This is a genomic window from Streptomyces sp. NBC_01433, from assembly GCF_026340105.1.
Lineage (GTDB): Bacteria > Actinomycetota > Actinomycetes > Streptomycetales > Streptomycetaceae > Streptomyces.
Genome location: NZ_JAPEPM010000001.1, coordinates 1,519,459 through 1,535,951, shown reverse-complemented (window position 1 = coordinate 1,535,951; position 16,493 = coordinate 1,519,459). Strand labels below are relative to the sequence as shown.

General features: G+C 70.6%; 14 protein-coding genes. 9 read left to right on the top strand and 5 right to left on the bottom strand.

Translation table 11 applies throughout. The features are described 5' to 3' along the window. Positions 1-52: 52 nt before the first annotated feature. A complete protein-coding gene (locus tag OG413_RS06795) occupies positions 53-2,047 on the bottom strand; it encodes a CocE/NonD family hydrolase (RefSeq protein ID WP_266803476.1) in 1,995 nt (664 codons plus the stop codon). A gap of 9 nt (positions 2,048-2,056) precedes the next feature. Continuing rightward, complete coding sequence (locus tag OG413_RS06790) at positions 2,057-3,556, bottom strand: peptide MFS transporter (RefSeq protein ID WP_266803475.1); 1,500 nt, start codon at positions 3,554-3,556, stop codon at positions 2,057-2,059. Positions 3,557-3,712: 156 nt separating this feature from the next. Here OG413_RS06790 and OG413_RS06785 point away from each other — a divergent pair, with 156 nt between their 5' ends. From OG413_RS06785 to OG413_RS06760, 6 genes are all read left to right on the top strand, one after another. Continuing rightward, positions 3,713-4,723, top strand: coding sequence for a polyprenyl synthetase family protein (locus tag OG413_RS06785; protein WP_266803474.1), 1,011 nt, complete (start codon positions 3,713-3,715; stop codon positions 4,721-4,723). A gap of 218 nt (positions 4,724-4,941) precedes the next feature. Beyond that, positions 4,942-6,216 carry a DUF2092 domain-containing protein gene (locus tag OG413_RS06780; RefSeq protein ID WP_266803473.1) on the top strand — a complete coding sequence of 425 codons (1,275 nt, stop codon included), beginning with the start codon at positions 4,942-4,944 and terminating at the stop codon, positions 6,214-6,216. 124 nt (positions 6,217-6,340) lie between these two features. Beyond that, positions 6,341-7,402: an ABC transporter ATP-binding protein gene (locus tag OG413_RS06775; RefSeq protein WP_266803472.1), complete on the top strand. Its 1,062-nt coding sequence runs from the start codon at positions 6,341-6,343 to the stop codon at positions 7,400-7,402. After that, positions 7,389-8,348, top strand: a complete 960-nt coding sequence (locus tag OG413_RS06770) for an ABC transporter permease (protein WP_266803471.1) — start codon at positions 7,389-7,391, stop codon at positions 8,346-8,348. The genes OG413_RS06775 and OG413_RS06770 overlap by 14 nt, the downstream gene beginning before the upstream one ends. A gap of 274 nt (positions 8,349-8,622) precedes the next feature. Further along, on the top strand, positions 8,623-9,213 hold the full coding sequence (locus OG413_RS06765) for a TetR/AcrR family transcriptional regulator (RefSeq protein WP_266803470.1): 591 nt from the start codon (positions 8,623-8,625) through the stop codon (positions 9,211-9,213). 372 nt (positions 9,214-9,585) lie between these two features. Continuing rightward, a complete protein-coding gene (locus OG413_RS06760; protein ID WP_266809947.1) occupies positions 9,586-11,619 on the top strand; it encodes a SpoIIE family protein phosphatase in 2,034 nt (677 codons plus the stop codon). Between the two features lie 58 nt (positions 11,620-11,677). Here OG413_RS06760 and OG413_RS06755 read toward each other — a convergent pair whose 3' ends face one another. The 3 genes from OG413_RS06755 to OG413_RS06745 form a co-directional block, all read right to left on the bottom strand. Next, a complete protein-coding gene (locus tag OG413_RS06755) occupies positions 11,678-12,484 on the bottom strand; it encodes an HAD family hydrolase (protein WP_266803469.1) in 807 nt (268 codons plus the stop codon). Between the two features lie 174 nt (positions 12,485-12,658). Further along, positions 12,659-13,003 (bottom strand): hypothetical protein, encoded by a 345-nt coding sequence (locus OG413_RS06750; RefSeq protein ID WP_266803468.1) that lies wholly within the window; start codon positions 13,001-13,003, stop codon positions 12,659-12,661. A 223-nt stretch (positions 13,004-13,226) separates the two neighbouring features. Further along, entirely contained in the window at positions 13,227-13,400 is a 174-nt protein-coding gene (locus OG413_RS06745; RefSeq protein ID WP_158074362.1) for a hypothetical protein, read from the bottom strand. A 232-nt stretch (positions 13,401-13,632) separates the two neighbouring features. Between OG413_RS06745 and OG413_RS06740 the strand changes: the two genes are divergently transcribed. From OG413_RS06740 to OG413_RS06730, 3 genes are all read left to right on the top strand, one after another. After that, positions 13,633-15,228: a recombinase family protein gene (locus OG413_RS06740; RefSeq protein WP_266803467.1), complete on the top strand. Its 1,596-nt coding sequence runs from the start codon at positions 13,633-13,635 to the stop codon at positions 15,226-15,228. After that, positions 15,213-15,374: a hypothetical protein gene (locus OG413_RS06735; protein ID WP_266803466.1), complete on the top strand. Its 162-nt coding sequence runs from the start codon at positions 15,213-15,215 to the stop codon at positions 15,372-15,374. The genes OG413_RS06740 and OG413_RS06735 overlap by 16 nt, the downstream gene beginning before the upstream one ends. Positions 15,375-16,256: 882 nt before the next feature. Continuing rightward, entirely contained in the window at positions 16,257-16,493 is a 237-nt protein-coding gene (locus tag OG413_RS06730; RefSeq protein ID WP_266803465.1) for a hypothetical protein, read from the top strand.

Here is a 16,493-nt window from a genome sequence, read left to right as displayed (position 1 = left end):
GTTCTGTGGGGCACCCGGAAATCCGGGTGCCCCACGCGTACCACCGGGCGGCTTACCCCGCCGTGCGCGGAATGCGCTTCTCCCAGGTGCGGTGGAAGACGACCTCGCCGCCGTCCTTGCAGACCACCTCGTTGGACGTGATGAAGTCGTCCGCGTCCGCGCTGATCTCGGAGCGCGTCTCGATCAGCACGTCCCAGGCCATCTCCGGCCGGTGCAGCCGGATCGTCCAGTCGGAGCGGGTCCGGGCGGAGAGCGGGTCGTTCTCCCGGATCGTGTACGTCTCGACCGCGTCCTCGGTGAATTCGAGGCCGTCCGGGTAGACCCGGGTACCGCCGTAGCGCGGGTCGACCTCCATCCGCCATTCGCCCTTGGCGACATCGCGGACCACCAGCCGCTCGGGGCGCTGCTCGTCGAGGGTCACCGGGTAGACGACGCCCAGCGGTTCGGACTGCTCCGGTTCGCCGAAGGTGATCGCGGGGTCCTCCGTGTGGCGGCGCACCGGGAGTTCGACGAAGCTGCCGTCCGCGTCGAGGGTGAAGCCCGCCGAGCCGGCCTGCGGCCAGATCCAGGGCCAGTACGAGGAGGAGATCGCGATCCTGATCCGGTGGCCGGGCGGGAAGGTGTGCCCGATGCCGTTCAGCTCGAAGGTCACGTCCTCGCTCTCGCCGACGGGCCAGTCGTCGCAGCGGTCGCGCCCGTGGCGGGCCGAGAGGTTGAGCACGCCGCGGGTGACCAGGGTGGAGGAGCCGTCCGGGGCCACGTCGCAGAGCCGGGCGATGGCCTGGCCGCGCGGCACGTCCATCCGGACCCGGAGCTTCACCCGGGGGCGGCCCAGGATCTCGATGGGGGAGTCCTCGACGGGGAACTCGAACGACACCGACTTGGCGTCCTCGTCGCGCTGGTCGGGCGGCAGGTCGGCGTCGTTGCCGAACGGGAAGAAGCGGCCCGCGTCCACCCCGGTCTGCTGCGGCGAGCGCACGATCCGCTCGCCGCCCTGGAGGGCGTACGCGACCGGTGCCACGGTCTCCGAGGGCCAGCTCGCGTCGCCCACCCAGCGGCCGGGCAGCGTCTCGTACACCGTGGCGGGCCGGTGCGAGCCGCTGATCCAGGACCGCAGCAGCGGCTCCCGCATCACTCCGGTGTCCTTGTTCTTGAGGTGCTGGTCCCACCAGCGCAGCGTCTCCTGGAGGAAGCCGATCGCCGGCCCCGGCGGCAGCCCCCGGTCCGGGTACTGGTGCGACCACGGCCCGATCAGCCCGCGTACCCGGCCGGGGTCCAGGTGCTCGACGAGCCGCAGCACGGTGTCGCGGTACGGGTCGTGCCAGCCGCCCACCGCGAGGACGTTCGCCTTGATGGCGCCGTAGTCCTCGCAGACGCTGCCGTGCCTCCAGTAGTCGTCGCGGGTCTGGTGCGCCAGCCAGGTGTGGATGAAGGGGTCGACGGCCTCCAGCCGCTTGAGCCACATGGCCTTCCAGTCGTCGCCGACCTGCGCCGGGTCCGGCGGCCGGGAGACGAAGGCCAGCATCGTGGCGGCCCAGGCGTGCATGTCGACGGCGAGGACCGAGCCGCCCATGTAGTGGACGTCGTTGTCGTAGCGGTCGTCGGCCGAGCAGACGGTGACGATCGCCTTCAGCGGCTCGGGGGCGAGCGCCGCGATCTGGAGCGAGTTGAAGCCGCCCCAGGAGATGCCGAACATGCCGACCCGGCCGGAGCACCACTCCTGCTGGGCCAGCCAGTGGATGACGGCGACCCCGTCGTTCAGTTCGGTCGCGTCGTACTCGTCGCCCGGCATGCCCTCGCTGTTGCCGTGGCCGCGGACGTCGACCCGTACGGAGGCGTAGCCGTGGCCCGCGTACCAGGGGTGGCGCTGCCAGTCGCGGGGGGCCGTCCAGTCGCTGAGCCGGTAGGGCAGGTACTCCAGGAGCGCGGGGACCGGCTCGTCCGTGAGAGGCCGCCAGATCCGGGCGTACAGCTGCGTGCCGTCCGGCAGCGGAATGTAGACGTCCTCGCGGAACGTCTCGTACGGGAACTCGGTGCTGATGTGCATGGCGGTACCTCAGTGGACGGGGTGCATGGTGCGCTTGAGCCAGGGGGCGGCGGCGATCATCGCCACACCGGCCACCACCGCGATCGCACCGTTGACACCGAAGTAGGCGGGGTTGGAGACCTCGCCGTACAGCTTCACGATCTGGGCCTGGATGCCGTTGGCGAGGGCCAGCGACAGGAACCACAGCGCCATCGTCTGGCTGGCGAAAGCCTTGGGGGCGAGCTTGGTGGTGGCCGACATGCCGGAGGTCTCCAGCAGGACGTCGCCGAGCCCGAGCAGCAGATATGAGCCGACGATCCACCAGGCGGCCATCTTGAAGGTGTCGTCGGAGTGCCCGGACGTGGGCAGGACCATCAGCAGGAACGAGAGCCCGCCGAGGATCACCCCGAACGCGATCTTGTTGGAGGCGTGCGGCTGGCGGGGGCCCATCCGGGCCCACACGGTGGCGACCACGGGCGCCAGCGCGACCTCGAAGGCGCCGAGCGCGGAGGCGTACCAGCTGGCCGGGAAGTGGAAGCCGAAGATCTCGGTACGGGCGTTGGTCGACGCGAGCAGCATCATCGTCGAGTACGCCTGGAAGAGGATGAAGTTGAAGACGACGGAACCCAGGAACAGCACCACGTACGGACGGAGCCTGCCGCGCTCCTCGGCGCTCACCCGGGGGCTTTTGAACATGACGACGAAGTAGACGACCGGGGCGATCACCGAGATCACGGTCAGGACGTCGACGAACCGGTCCATCGTCAGCCAGCCGGCCAGCGCCAGCACGGTGGCGAGGGCGGCGAACACGACGGCCCCGACGACGATCAGCCGCACGGCACGGCGCATCGGTCCGGGGGCGAGCGGGAACTCCGCCCCGTGCTTACGCCCGGCCAGGTGACGCCTGCCCGCCACGTACTGGATCAGGCCCAGCGTCATGCCGACGGCGGCGGCCGAGAAGCCCCAGTGCCAGCTCGCGTGGTCGCCGAGCCAGCCGGTGATCAGCGGACCGGCGAAGGCGCCGATGTTGATGCCCATGTAATAGAGGGCGAATCCGGCGTCGCGCCGCTCGTCGTCAGTGCGGTAGAGCTTGCCGACCATCGAGGCGACATTGGGCTTGAGCAGGCCCGTTCCGGCGCTGATCAGGCCCAGGCCTACCCAGGTCATGGTGTCGGTCGGCACGGCCATCGAATAGTGGCCGCAGGCGATGAGGATGCCGCCGTACAGGACGGCGCGGTACGAACCGAGGATGCGGTCGGCCAGCCAGCCGCCGGCCACGGAGACCAGATACACCAGGGTGCCGTAGGCGGCGGAGACGGACGCGGCGGTGCCGGCGTCCATGCCCATGCCGCCGTTCGACACCTTGTCGGCGAAGAAGAGGACCAGGATCGCCTGCATCCCCAGGAACGAGAACCGCTCCCAGACCTCCAGCCCGGACAGGGTCATCAGACCCCGTGGCTGGCCGAAGAAGGCGTGGTCGTCCCCGGGCGGGGGCTGGGTCGACTCGGTGTCGTTGGCGGTGTGCGACAAAGCGGCAACTCCTGATCGTATGAGCTGATCCCGAACATACCGGCGGTGGCGGGAAGGCGCCCACGGTGATCCAAAGCGGACCGGATACGCTGAGTTGAGTGATGACAGCGACACATCGACAATCCGTGTGATCGTCAGTAGACAGGAGATCCCCTCGTGACCGTCGTCGGGCCGTTCGGACTGCGCGTGCGGGACCAGGCTCTTGAGGCCGATGTCCAGACGGGTTTGGCCGCTGTCGAGGCGGGGCTGCTCGAAGCGACCAAGAGCGAGGTCCCGTTCATCACGGAGGCCGCGCAGCACCTTGTACGCGCGGGGGGCAAGCGCTTTCGGCCGCTGCTGGTCATGCTGGCGTCCCAGTTCGGTGACCCGGACGCGCCCGGGATCGTTCCCTCGGCCGTGGTCGTCGAGCTGACCCATCTGGCGACGCTCTACCACGACGACGTGATGGACGAGGCGGACGTACGCCGCGGGGTCGACAGCGCCAACGTCCGCTGGGGCAACTCCGTCGCCGTCCTGACCGGCGACTTCCTCTTCGCCCGCGCCTCGCACATCCTGGCCGACCTCGGCCCGGAGGCCGTACGCATCCAGGCGGAGGCGTTCGAGCGCCTGGTCACCGGCCAGATCCTGGAGACCGCGGGCCCGCGCGACGGCCGCGACCCGGTCGACCACTACCTGGACGTCCTGAGCGGCAAGACCGGCTCGCTGGTCGCGGTGTCCGGGCGGTTCGGCGCCATGATGTCCGGCGCCGACGAGCGGGTCGTCGACATCCTGACCCAGTACGGGGAGCGCCTCGGCATCGCCTTCCAGCTCGCCGACGACGTCCTCGACATCGCCTCCGACTCCCACGAGTCCGGCAAGACCCCCGGCACCGACCTGCGCGAGGGCATCCCGACGCTGCCGGTCCTGCGGCTGCGGGCGCAGGCGGCGGCCTACGGCAAGCCGGAGGACCTGGAGCTCGTGGAGCTGCTGGACGGCGACCTGAGCGACGACGGCCGGCTGGCCGAGGCGCTGCGCGGGCTGCGCGGCCACCCGGCGCTTGAGCAGGCCCGTCAGGACACCGTCCGGTACGCGCAGGAGGCGCGGGCCACGCTGGCGCCGCTGCCCGAGGGTTATGCCAAGTCCGCGCTGGCGGAGCTGTGCGACGCCGTGGTGCACCGGGCCGGCTGACACACCGTTCGGCCCTACCCCTACTGGACGGCCGATCCTGAGCCGTCGGTTGTCATACCGGAGCAGTAGACGCAGTTGATCCCGCGGGCTGACGCTTCGTGCCGCCCGATTTGGTCAGATGGAGAACAACCACTCCTGACCACATCGGGTGAGAATGGCGGCAGGGAGTGGATGTGAGCAACCGGACGGACGCCGCCGACCACGGAGGTAAGGCACACATGGCACCGAACGACAGCGCAGAGACCACCGGCAAGGCCACGGGCACTGTCGTGGGCCGTCGCAAGGCCGCGCGATACATCGTCCCCGTCGCGGTGGCGGGGGTGGCGGCCGCGACGATCGGACTCGTCCCGGCCCTCGCGGACTCCGGTGACCCCGAGCTGCCGAAGATCAGCGCACAGGAACTCATCGAGAAGATCGCCGCGTCGGACGAGCAGCAGCTGTCCGGCACGCTCAAGATCAGCACCGACCTCGGCATCCCGTCCCTCGGCGGGCTCGCGAGCTCCTTCGCTCCGGGCGGCGCCGGTACGGACGGCGGCGGTTCCGCCGCTCCGGAGGACAAGCTGATGGAGCTGGCCTCCGGTACGCACACGCTGCGGGTGGCGGCCGACGGCCCCGACAAGCAGCGGCTCTCGATCCTCGGGGGCGCCGCCGAGTACAGCCTCATTCACAACAAGGGTGAGGTCTGGGCGTACGACAGCAAGTCCGGCGAGGCGTACCACGCGACGACGGGCGCCGAGAAGCAGAAGCAGAAGCAGCACAAGGCGCCCGCAGGCGTGCCGACCACCCCGAAGGAGTTCGCCGAGCAGGCACTCGCGGCGGCCGGGGACACCACCTCGGTCACCGTCGACGGCACGTCGCGGGTGGCGGGGCGCGACGCGTACCAGCTGCTGATCAAGCCGAAGCAGTCCGGTTCGACGGTCGCGTCGGTCCGGGTCGCGGTGGACGCGGCCAACGGCGTCCCGCTGAAGTTCACCCTGTCCGCGAACGGTGGCGGCAAGGCCGTGGTCGACGCCGGATTCACCAAGGTCGACTTCTCCCGGCCCGACGCCTCCTCCTTCTCCTTCACCCCGCCCAAGGGCGCGAAGGTGACCGAGGCCGACGACCTGAAGGACGCGGCGGAGCAGCAGGGCGGGGAGGGGAAGGCGCCGGAGGGCCTCGCCGAGCTGGGAGGCATGAAGGGCCTGGAGGGCCTGGACGGCCTGGACGGTTCCAAGGGCCTGAACGTGATCGGCGACGGCTGGACCTCGATCGCCCAGATCAAGGCTCCCGGGGGTTCGGGTCTGCCCACCGGCGGTTCGCAGGGCTCGGGCGACATGCCGGCCGAGGCGCAGGGCTTCCTGGACGCCCTGGGCGACAAGGTCACCGGGAAGTTCGGCTCGGGCACGGTCTTCAAGACCCGCCTGGTGAACGCCCTGCTGACGGATGACGGCACGGTCTACGTCGGAGCGGTGACGAAGGACGCGCTGGTGCAGGCGGCCAACGGCGCCAAGTAGGCGTCGGGGTGCTTCACTGCCCGCAGTGAACGACAGCCGCCCCGCCGCGCGCACCGCGCGACGGGGCGGCCCGCCGGGCCGGGCCGGGGACGGTGTGAGCTGAGCCGAGCTTCGAGGGGTACGCATGACCGGGACAGAGGCGGCCGCGGACGGACGGGCGGCGGCCGGGAATGCGACGGCGGCCGGGAATGCGACGGCGGCCGGGGACGCGGCGGTGGTCGGGGGAGTGGCGACGGCGACCGGGGACGCCGCGGCCGTGATCGAGACCCGGGGTCTCACCAAGCGCTACCGGGGCGGCCAGCTCGCCGTCGACGGCCTCGACCTCACCGTCCCCGGCGGCAGCGTGTTCGGCTTCCTCGGCCCCAACGGCTCCGGGAAGACCACCACGATCCGGATGCTCATGGGCCTCATCGACCCGACGTCCGGCACCGCCCGCGTCCTCGGCCGCCCGATGCCGGGCGGCGCCCGTACCGTACTCCCGCAGGTCGGCGCGCTGATCGAGGGCCCGGCCCTCTACGGCTTCCTGTCCGGCCGGGACAACCTCGTGCGCTACGACTCCGCCGACCCGGCCGCCGACCCGCGTACCCGCCGCGCCCGCGTCGCGCACGCCCTGGACCGGGTCGGGCTCGCCGCCGCCGCGGGCAAGAAGGCCAAGGCGTACTCGCTCGGCATGAAGCAGCGCCTCGGGCTCGCCGCCGCCCTGCTCCAGCCGCGCCGCCTGCTCGTCCTGGACGAGCCCACCAACGGCCTGGACCCGCAGGGGATGCGGGAGATCCGCTCCCTGATCCGGGAACTGGCGGCCGAGGGCACCACGGTCTTCCTCTCCTCCCACCTCCTGGACGAGATCGAACACGTCTGTACGCACGCCGCGGTGATGGCCCGCGGCCGGCTGATCGTCCAGGGGCCCGTCGGCGACCTCGCCGCGGGCGCCCGCGGCCGGCTCGCCGTCACCACCCCCGACCCGGGCGCCGCCGCCCGCATCCTCAAGGAACACGGGATCACCGGCCTGAGCGCCGACGGCGAGCGGCTGACCGGTGACGCCCCGCCCGGCGGCACGGAACTGGCCGACCTCAACGCCGCCCTGGTACGCGGCGGCGTCCGGGTCCGGTCCTTCGGCGTCGAACGGGCCTCGCTGGAGGACGCCTTCGTCGCACTGACCGGAGAGGGATTCGATGTCGCGGGCTGAAGCAACCGGCGTACGGGGTGAGACCGACGGCGTACGCGGTGAAGCGAACGGCGTACGAGATGAAGCCGACGGCGTACGCGGCGCGGGAGCGCCCCGCAACCCGCTATGGACGTTCGGAATCCTCCGTTCCGAAGTCACCACCACCCTGCGCCGCTGGCGGACCCTCGCCCTGCTCGGGGTGCTCGCCGCCGTTCCCGTACTGATCGGGATCGCGGTCAGGATCGAGACGGGCGGCGGTGGGGACGGCGCCGACGGCGGACCCGGGGTCGCGGCGGGCCCGGCGTTCCTCACCCAGGTCACCAACAACGGCCTCTTCCTCGTCTTCGCCGCCCTCGCCGCGACGCTCCCGGTCTTCCTCCCGATGGCCGTCGGCGTCGTCGCGGGCGACGCGATCGCGGGGGAGGCGAGCGGCGGCACCTTGCGCTACCTGCTGGTCGCCCCGGCGGGCCGGACCCGGCTGCTGCTCGCCAAGTACGCCTCCGTGCTCATCTTCTGCCTGGTCGCGACGCTGGTCGTGGCGGCATCGGCGCTGGCCGTGGGGGTGCTGCTCTTCCCCCTCGGTGAGGTCACCACGATCTCCGGGACCCGGATCGGCTTCGGCGAGGGGCTGGTGCGGGCCGGACTGATCGCGGTGGTGGTCGCGGCCTCACTGATCGGCTTCGCGGCGCTGGGCCTGTTCATCTCGACGCTGACCAGCAGCGGGATCGCGGCGATGGCGGCCACGGTCGGCGTGCTGATCACGGTGCAGATCCTGGGCTCGATCCCACAGCTGAGCGCCATCCATCCCTATCTCTTCCCGCACTACTGGCTGTCCTTCGCGGACCTGCTGCGCGACCCCGTCTACTGGGACGAGGTCGTCAAGAACCTCGGCCTGCAGGGTCTGTACGCGGCGGTGTTCGGCTCGGCGGCCTGGGCGCGCTTCACGGCCAAGGACATCACTGCCTGAGCGGGCGCGGAGCCTGAGCGGGACGGGCGGGTGGCGGATGAGCCAGATGCTCGACGCCGAGGCTGCTCTGGCTTGATCCGGCCGGTGCGGGCCCGTCCGCGCCGTCGGCCGGGCGAGCCGTCCCCCGATCGGCTCGTCGCGGCACGAACGGCACGAACGGTGCGGGCAACGGGAACGACACGACACGGTACGTTCCGTTTCCGCCTGGGTATTGTTCGACTTCTGGCGACGACCTGTCAACAAGAGATGGCTTGAAGACCCCTATGCTCACCGAATGATCACATCGCCGAGTTCCCTGCGCCGCAGCGAGAGATCACGACGTGCGACCCTCCAGGCCGCGCTCGACCTGTGTACGGAGAAGGGGTACGGCCGCGTCACGATCGAGGCCATCGCGGCCCGCGCCGGTGTGAGCAAGAAGACGATCTACCGCTGGTGGCCGTCGAAGAGCGCGGTGCTGCTGGAGGCGTTCGCCGAGGCCGTGGCCGACGCGACCCCGTTCGTCGACACCGGTGACATCGGCGCCGACCTGCGCACCCATGTCACGGGCGCGGTGAAGCTGCTCTCGACACCGCCGTACGGCCCGGCGTACGCGGGCATCCTCTCCGAGGTCCACCATGACGACGTCCTCGCGGAGGCGGTCAGGGACCAGTTGGTCGGACCGCGCGTCGAGGGTGCGGTGGGGCGGCTGCGCAGTGCTCAGGAGCAGGGCCAGATCCCGGCGGGCGCGGACCTTCCGCTGGCGGTGGAGATGCTCTACGGCCCCGTCTACTACCGCCATCTGCTGCGCAAGCCGGCCCAGGACGAGGCGACGGTCGCCGCACTGGTGGCGCATGTGCTGCGCTCGCTGGGGGCGCGGGGCTACTGAGGTCCTGCCATGTCGGCGAAGTTCCGCCTGAGCCCGGCTGAGCCCGCCTGAGCCCGGAAGCGCGCCACCCGGTTGGGGCCACCCGGCTGCCGCCATCCGGTGGCAGGGGTGCGTGTGACGGGTGATGCTGTTCTGGCGCGTGGGGGTTCCCCGGTGCGCCGGAGAGCCTGAGGGTGGGGTGAAGCCGTGTCGGACGCCGAGGGAACGGCAGCTGAGGGAACAGCGGCTGAGGGAACGCGAGCCGCCGGGACGGCGCCGGATGCCGCCTCCGACTCAGCTTCCGCTTCCGACCCCGCTTCCGACCCCGCTTCCGACTCCGCCCCCGAGTCCGCCTCTTCGGATGTCTTCACCGTTCCGGGCGCCCCTGCCGTCCTGGACGCGGCCCTCCTCGACGCGCTGTTCGCCCAGTCCGCGGTGGGCCTGATCGTGCTCGATCCGGACCTGCGGGTGCTGCGGGCCAACTCCCTCGTCGACGCCGCCCACGTCCGGGAGATGATCGGCGATCACTTCACCGACGTGTACCGCCTCGACAGGCCGGACAGGGTGGCCGAGGTGCTGCGCGGTGTGCTCGATGGCGAAGGCCCCGTGCACGGCCGTCCGGTCCGCGGCCGGCTCAGGCGGCTCCCCGGACCGGACCGCAGCTTCAAGGTGTCCGCGTACCGCCTCGACGGCCCCGGCGACCGGCCCCTGGGCCTGCTGGCGGCCGTCGTCGATGTCACCGGGCGGGAGCGGGCGCGCTGCCGGGAGGAGTGTCTGGCGGCGGTGCGCGAGGCGGTGGGCGGATCACTCGATGTGGCGGACACCTGCCGGGCGCTCGTCGGGGCCCTGGTGCCGGGGTTCGCCGATCTGGCCGTGGTCGAGGTGGTGGACGACGTCCTGCGCGGTGCGGAGCCGCCGGTGGGGCCGCTCGGGCCCGACGTCCCGCTGCGCCGGGCCGACCCGGACGGCGGTACCCGCCACCTCCCCTTCCGTACGCCGTACGCGCTGGCGGTGTCGGACCTCCGGCCCCGGCTCGTCCAGCTCACGCCGGACACCGCGTGGCTGGACGCGGACCCGGACAGTGCCCGTCTGATCAGGTCGACCGGCGCCCACTCGCTGATCGCGGTCCCCCTGACGCTGCGTGGCGCGGTCCTCGGGCTGGTGAGCCTCTACCGGTGCGGGGACACCGAGCCCTACGGCGAGGACGACGTCTCCCTCGCGCGGACGGCGGCCACCCGCACCGCGCTGAGCATCGACAACGCCCGCCGCTACGAGCGCGACCATGTGATCGCCTCGACGGTCCAGCGTCGGCTGCTCCCGCAGGACGACGGGGACCAGGCCGCCGTCGAGACGGCCCATGTCCTGCTGCCCGGACACGACAGCGGCTGCTGGTTCGACACCATCGCGCTGTCCGGCGCCCGTACCGCCCTCGTCGTCGGCAGTGTGGCGGGGCAGGGCCTCCAGACGGCCATCGCCATGGGGCAGTTGCGTACGGTCATCCAGGCGCTGGCCGGTCTCGACCTGGAGCCCGACGAGATGCTGGCCCGGCTGAACGACACGGCCGAACGCCTCGCCGTCGAACGGGCGGCCCTGCCCCGGGCCGACGCCCTGCACAGCGAACCGCTGGCGGCGGCCTGTGTGTACGGGGTCTACGACCCGTTCACCCGTACCTGCACCCTCGCGCGGGCCGGGAACCCGGCGCCGGTCGTCGTCGCCCCCGACGGGAGCGCGCGGCCCCTCGACGTACCTGAAGGGCCCAGCCTCTTCTCCGCCGACAGCGCGCCCTTCGCGACGGCCACCATCACCCTCGAAGAGGGCAGCCTCCTCGCGTTCTGCACCGAGGCCCTGTTGCCCGACGCCGAGGCCGCCGCTCGTATCGGCGAAGCGCTCGCCGAGCCCGGACGCGGTCTCCGTGACCTGTGCGACGCCGTCGTCTACGGGCTCCCGGCCGGCTCCCGCCCCGACGGCGCCGCGCTGCTCCTCGTCCGCACCGGCACCGTTCCGGCGAACCGGGTCGCGACCTGGGACCTGGCGCACGACCGTACGACTCCCGCCACGGCCCGGGTCCTCGTACGCGACCGGCTCCAGGGCTGGAACCTGGACGAGGACACCATCGACGCGACCGAACTGATCGTCAGCGAGCTGGTCACCAACGCCGTCCGCTACGGCACCCCGCCGCTGCGGCTGCGCCTGCTGCTGGGCGCCACACTGACGTGCGAAGTGCACGACAGCAGCGAGGTGGCACCGCATCTGCGCCATGCCCGTACCGCCGACGAAGGCGGCCGGGGACTGTTCATCGTCTCCCAGCTCGCCACGCACTGGGGGACCCGGCACGGTCCGCAGGGCAAGACGCTGTGGACCGAGCAGGACCTGCCCCTGCCCCCGGGCCGCGCGGGCGCCGGACGCGGCCGACCGCAGGGGGAGTGAGCTCCCGGGGCCCCGGAGCCCCGGACCTCAGGCGACAAGGCCCCCCGGAGCCCCGCCCTCAGCCGAAGAGCCGCTCCAGTACCACCGCGACGCCGTCGTCCAGGTTGGACGCGGTCACCTCGTCGGCCGCCGCCCTGAGCCCCGGGTGCGCGCCGGCCATCGCCACCCCGTGTCCGGAGAGGCGGAACATCGGCAGGTCGTTGGGCATGTCGCCGAACGCGACCGCGCGGGCCGGATCGAGCCCCAGCACCTCGGCGGCCAGCGCGAACCCGGTGCCCTTGTCCACGCCGTAAGGGGCCAGTTCGACCGTGCCGGGGCCCGCCATCGTGACGGTCGCCAGATCGCCCACGGCCGCGCGGGCGGCGGCCGTCAGCGCGTCGTCGCCGAGCTCCGGGTGCCGTACCAGGACCTTGATGACCGGTTCCGCCCACAGGTCCGTACGACGCCCGACCCGTACCGCGGGGAGCGTGGGGTGCGGCATCCGGTAGCCCGGTTCGATCAGGGTCCGGCCGAGTGGGCCGTCCTGGTCCACGGCGGCGAAGACCGCGCCTACCTCCGCCTCGATCTTGCCGAGCGCGGCATCGGCCAGTTCCCGGTCGAGGGTCACCGAGTGGAGCATGCGGTCCGGCCCGGCGTCGTACACCTGGGTTCCCTGTCCGCAGACGACCGGGCCGCGGTAGTCCAGGTCCGCGAGCAGCCGCCGTATGCCGGGCACCGGCCGCCCGGTGACGATCAGGTGCCGAACTCCGGCCGAGGCGGCCAGGGCGAGGGAGGCGCGGGAGCGCGGGCTCACGGTGTCGTCCGGGCGCAGCAGGGTGCCGTCCAGGTCCGTGGCGACGAGGGCATATGCGGGTGGCGTGGGCATGGACCCAGCCTAGGAGGCCACCGATGGCCCCTTGCGCGACCCAAAAAGATCCGGTACGTACGCCCTTCGGCGTCGTACCGGATCTTGGCAGGAGCCCAGGAGCCCAGGAGCCCAGGAGCCCAGGAGTCAGGTAGTCAGGCTGTCAGGAGCGCGGGCCCCTGAAGGCGGCTCGGGTCAGCTGAACACCACGGAGCGGACCTTGAGGCGCTCGGAGGCGTGACCGCCGTTCGGGCGGAGGCTGAAGTAGGGGCCCTCGCAGTCGGCGTCGGCGAAGACCGTGGCCGTGGAGTCGGTGTTGTTGCGCGGGGAGTGGGCGGGCTCGGTCCACCCGTGCTCGACCTCGGGCAGGGTGATGCAGACCCCGCTCGGCGGGTCGATCAGGCCGCCGATGTGCGGGGTGCCGCCCAGGTCGCTGTAGCGGTACGTGAAGTCGCCATCGGCCGCGGAGGCGGAGCCGGGAGCGGCGAGGAGCACGGCGAGGCCGCAGGCGGCGGCGGTGGCGAGGGCGCGCAGGCGCATGGAAAATCGTCCCATTCGTTTGTCGGGGTTCGGTCGGGCCGCCCCAGTTTTCCCCGGAACGATCTTGAGATGGACCTCCGAAGGCCGCAGAAACGATCTTGCATCACTCGTACGAGGGGCTTTTCGGGCTTCGCGGCCGCGCGGCGCACCCGCAGTGCCTCGCCGGGACCCTGTGAGTGCGTGCGGTGCGTCCCCCGGCGGGGGCGGGTGCCGGGGGCGGCGGCTACCGCACCACGTGGGGGCCTTGCTGGGGTACGCAGTGGGTGAGCCCTTCGCTGTCCACCAGTTGGGTACGGCTGTACGCCTCCCATTGGAGGCCGATTCCGCACGCGGCGCAGTCACCCGCGAAACGGCGGTAGCCCGGCGCGGGCTCGGAAGCGTGATCGGCAGTAGTCATCCGCCCACGTTAGGGCACGGCACCGACAGCGGGCGTCGTGCGCCCTGTCGACCGCCCCGGGGCCGCCCCGTCCGCGGTGGCCTTTCCCGCCCGGCCGCGCCCCTACTGGACGCAGAACTCATTGCCCTCCGGGTCTCCCAACACTCCAATCTAGCGGTTCTGGAGTGCGGGCATGGTGGCATCAACGCTGGTCAGGGACGGTAGCGGGAACCCTTCGCTCTCTACAGAGGGCATGGCCAACACATCCCGAAACCCTCTCGCGGGCACGGTCTACGAAACCGAGACCCTTCGGGGTGTCCGGTGCGTGCGCCTGTCCGTCCTTACTGACGAGACCACCAGCCCCGAGCGGCAGCGCGAGGCCGACGACATAGCGGCGGCAGCACTCGGCATTGACTTTGGCGAGGGTGACCAGCTCCGCGAGGCTGTAGACCTTGACGTGAGCGCGTCCGCGTTCGGCCCGTTCGACCGTCCGCAGCTCGGCGGGTGGCTCGCGCGCCCCGATGACTTTGACGCGCTGGTGTGGTGGCGCTTTGACCGCGCTATCCGGTCCATGGCGCACATGCACGAACTCGCCAAGTGGGCGAAGCAGCACCGAAAGATGTTGGTCTTTGCCGAGGGCATCGGCGGGGGTCGGCTGGTGTTCGACTTCCGCAACCCCATGGACCCCATGTCGGAACTCATGATGTTGATGTTGGCTTTCGCCGCTCAGGTGGAGTCGCAGAGCATCAAAGACCGCGTTACCGGCGCCATGGCAGCCATACGGAAAATGCCGCTTAGGTGGCGCGGTGGCGGTCGCCCCCCGTACGGCTACATGCCCGCGCCCATGCCCGCGGAACACGGTGGGATCGGCTGGACGCTCGTACCGGACTCCGATGCGGTCAAGGTCATTGAACGTATCGTCCGAGAGCTGTTGGAAGGCAAGACCGTTTCCGCGGTTGCCCTCGGGCTCAACGCGGACCAGGTCCCGAGCCCGCGCGATCACTGGGCAGTGAAGAACGGCCGTGCAAAGGGCGGGAAGACCGGCGGGGAAACCGGGCTCACTAAGGACGCGTTCAACTGGAACCCGACCGTTCTCGGCCGGATGCTCCGTAACGCAACGTTGCTCGGCTGGAAGATGCACAAGGGCAAGCCCGTGCGGGACGCCGAGGGCAACCCCGTCATGAGCACCGAAACCCCGATCATGACGCGGGAAGAGTTCGACCGTATCGGGGCGCTGCTCGACTCCCGCAGCATCGAGAACGGGGACCGTAAGGACACCGACGCGCTTCTGTTGCGCGTGATCCACTGCGACTCCTGCGGCGGACGTATGTACCTGAACAAGCAGGAGAGCAAGAAGAACCAGGCCCCTGTCTACAAGTGCGACTATCACGCGCGGGGCGACAACTGCGAGGCGCCCGCGCACGTCCGGGGCGATTGGGCGGACGAGTACGTAACCGCCGAATTCCTGCGGCTGGTCGGCAGCGTCCAGACCACACACGTGGTCGAGATCCCCGGGTACGACCCCGAGCCCGAGCTACGCGCCACCCTCGCGGAGTTCGAGGAGCACCAGCAGCAGAAGGGACGCCAGAAGTCCAAGCACGCCGCGCACGCGTGGCAGGAACGGGCCGGCGCGTTGGACAACCGCATAGCCGAGCTGGAGTCCCGCGAAAAGGTCGAGCCGCAACGCGTCGTCACCCCGACCGGCCGCACCTTCGCGGACGAGTGGGCCGAGAAGGACACAGCGGGCCGACGCGCCATGTTGGTTGAAGCAGGGTGCGGCTGGACGTGCGGCGCGGTGTCCGTGGCGGGTGGCGGAAGCTCGACACTCGGTGCGTGGACTTCACCATGACGGGAGAGCTGGACCCCGCCGCGGAAGCACTCACAGCAGTTGCAACGGCGCTGGAATCCGTCGTACGCGGGGACAGCCCGACCCCGGGCAGCAGCGTGCGCCTGGTCGCCCACGCAGCAGCCGAGCGGGTGCCCGTCGCCGCGTAACGGCCCCTGTAGGGCCCGAGACAGCCCCGGTTGGTCCACGGACCGCCGGGGTTTTCTACTGCCCGCAGAGAACGTCTCAGCGGGATGCCGACAGCGAGGATGAGAGGTGGTGGAGTGACGGTTCTACCGGTTTTTTGGGGACAACTAGAAAAACCAAGAGAGAAGAGGGACCGGGTCTCTGTTCGTCATCGCATCACTCACGCTGTCCTTGCCTGCCAACTCGGCGGCAACCGCGAGCCACGGACCGAGCCGTCCGCACCTTTCATCCGAGTTGTTATGTGATGTACACCACACTTGATGTCCCGTTTGCCCGTCCTGGGCGGCTTTGAGGGCAACCACCGCTCTCCATCAATACCGGGAGGGAAACCGGCCTTGCCATCCACGGGCCGAACGCAGGAAACCACCACTCTCCCGTAAAGGACAGAGGGAAAGCCGCGAGGATCAACCCGCCACCATGAATGCAGCGAGGGACTGATGGACACCACACGACACCTTGAAGTGCGCGCGCTGCTGTGGCGCGCCGAGAACGCTGCGCAAGAGGCACTGAACGGCGACCAGGACGCCGCCCGCGCAACACTCCGCCTCGTTTCCAACGCACGGCAGCGCGCCGAGGAAAAGGGCCCCGGGACCTGCGCGCACCCCGATTGCTCTAACGAACTATAGGGGCCCGGGTCGTCCGCCCCGGTTCTGCTCGCCGTACTGCCGCACGGACGTGTACAGGGCGACGCAGATTGCGGCGCGGGAATTGCTCAAGAATCCGGGTATTGCTCCGCAGTAGAACTGACTCCCACACATCAGGTAACGCCCTGAACTATTTTCGTCCCCTGGCGTGATGCACACAGGGGCTTTTTCATGCCCGAACACACAGCAAGGACAAAAAACATGAGTGACACTCTTGGTCGAGTCTCTTTCCTGGACGGCTTTCCTGACAAGGATCGGATGCGCGCGGAAGAATTCGAGAGGGATGAGTGCATGGAAGAACTCGCCACATTGTGCGACTCGCGTCCCGAGGTATTCGACCGGATGGGCACCACGGCCCGAATCGGTCTCGGCTACTACGAGAACGACAAGAAGAATGCTGCCGCGCACGGCGTTGATGTGACGAAGGAGAGCAACTGA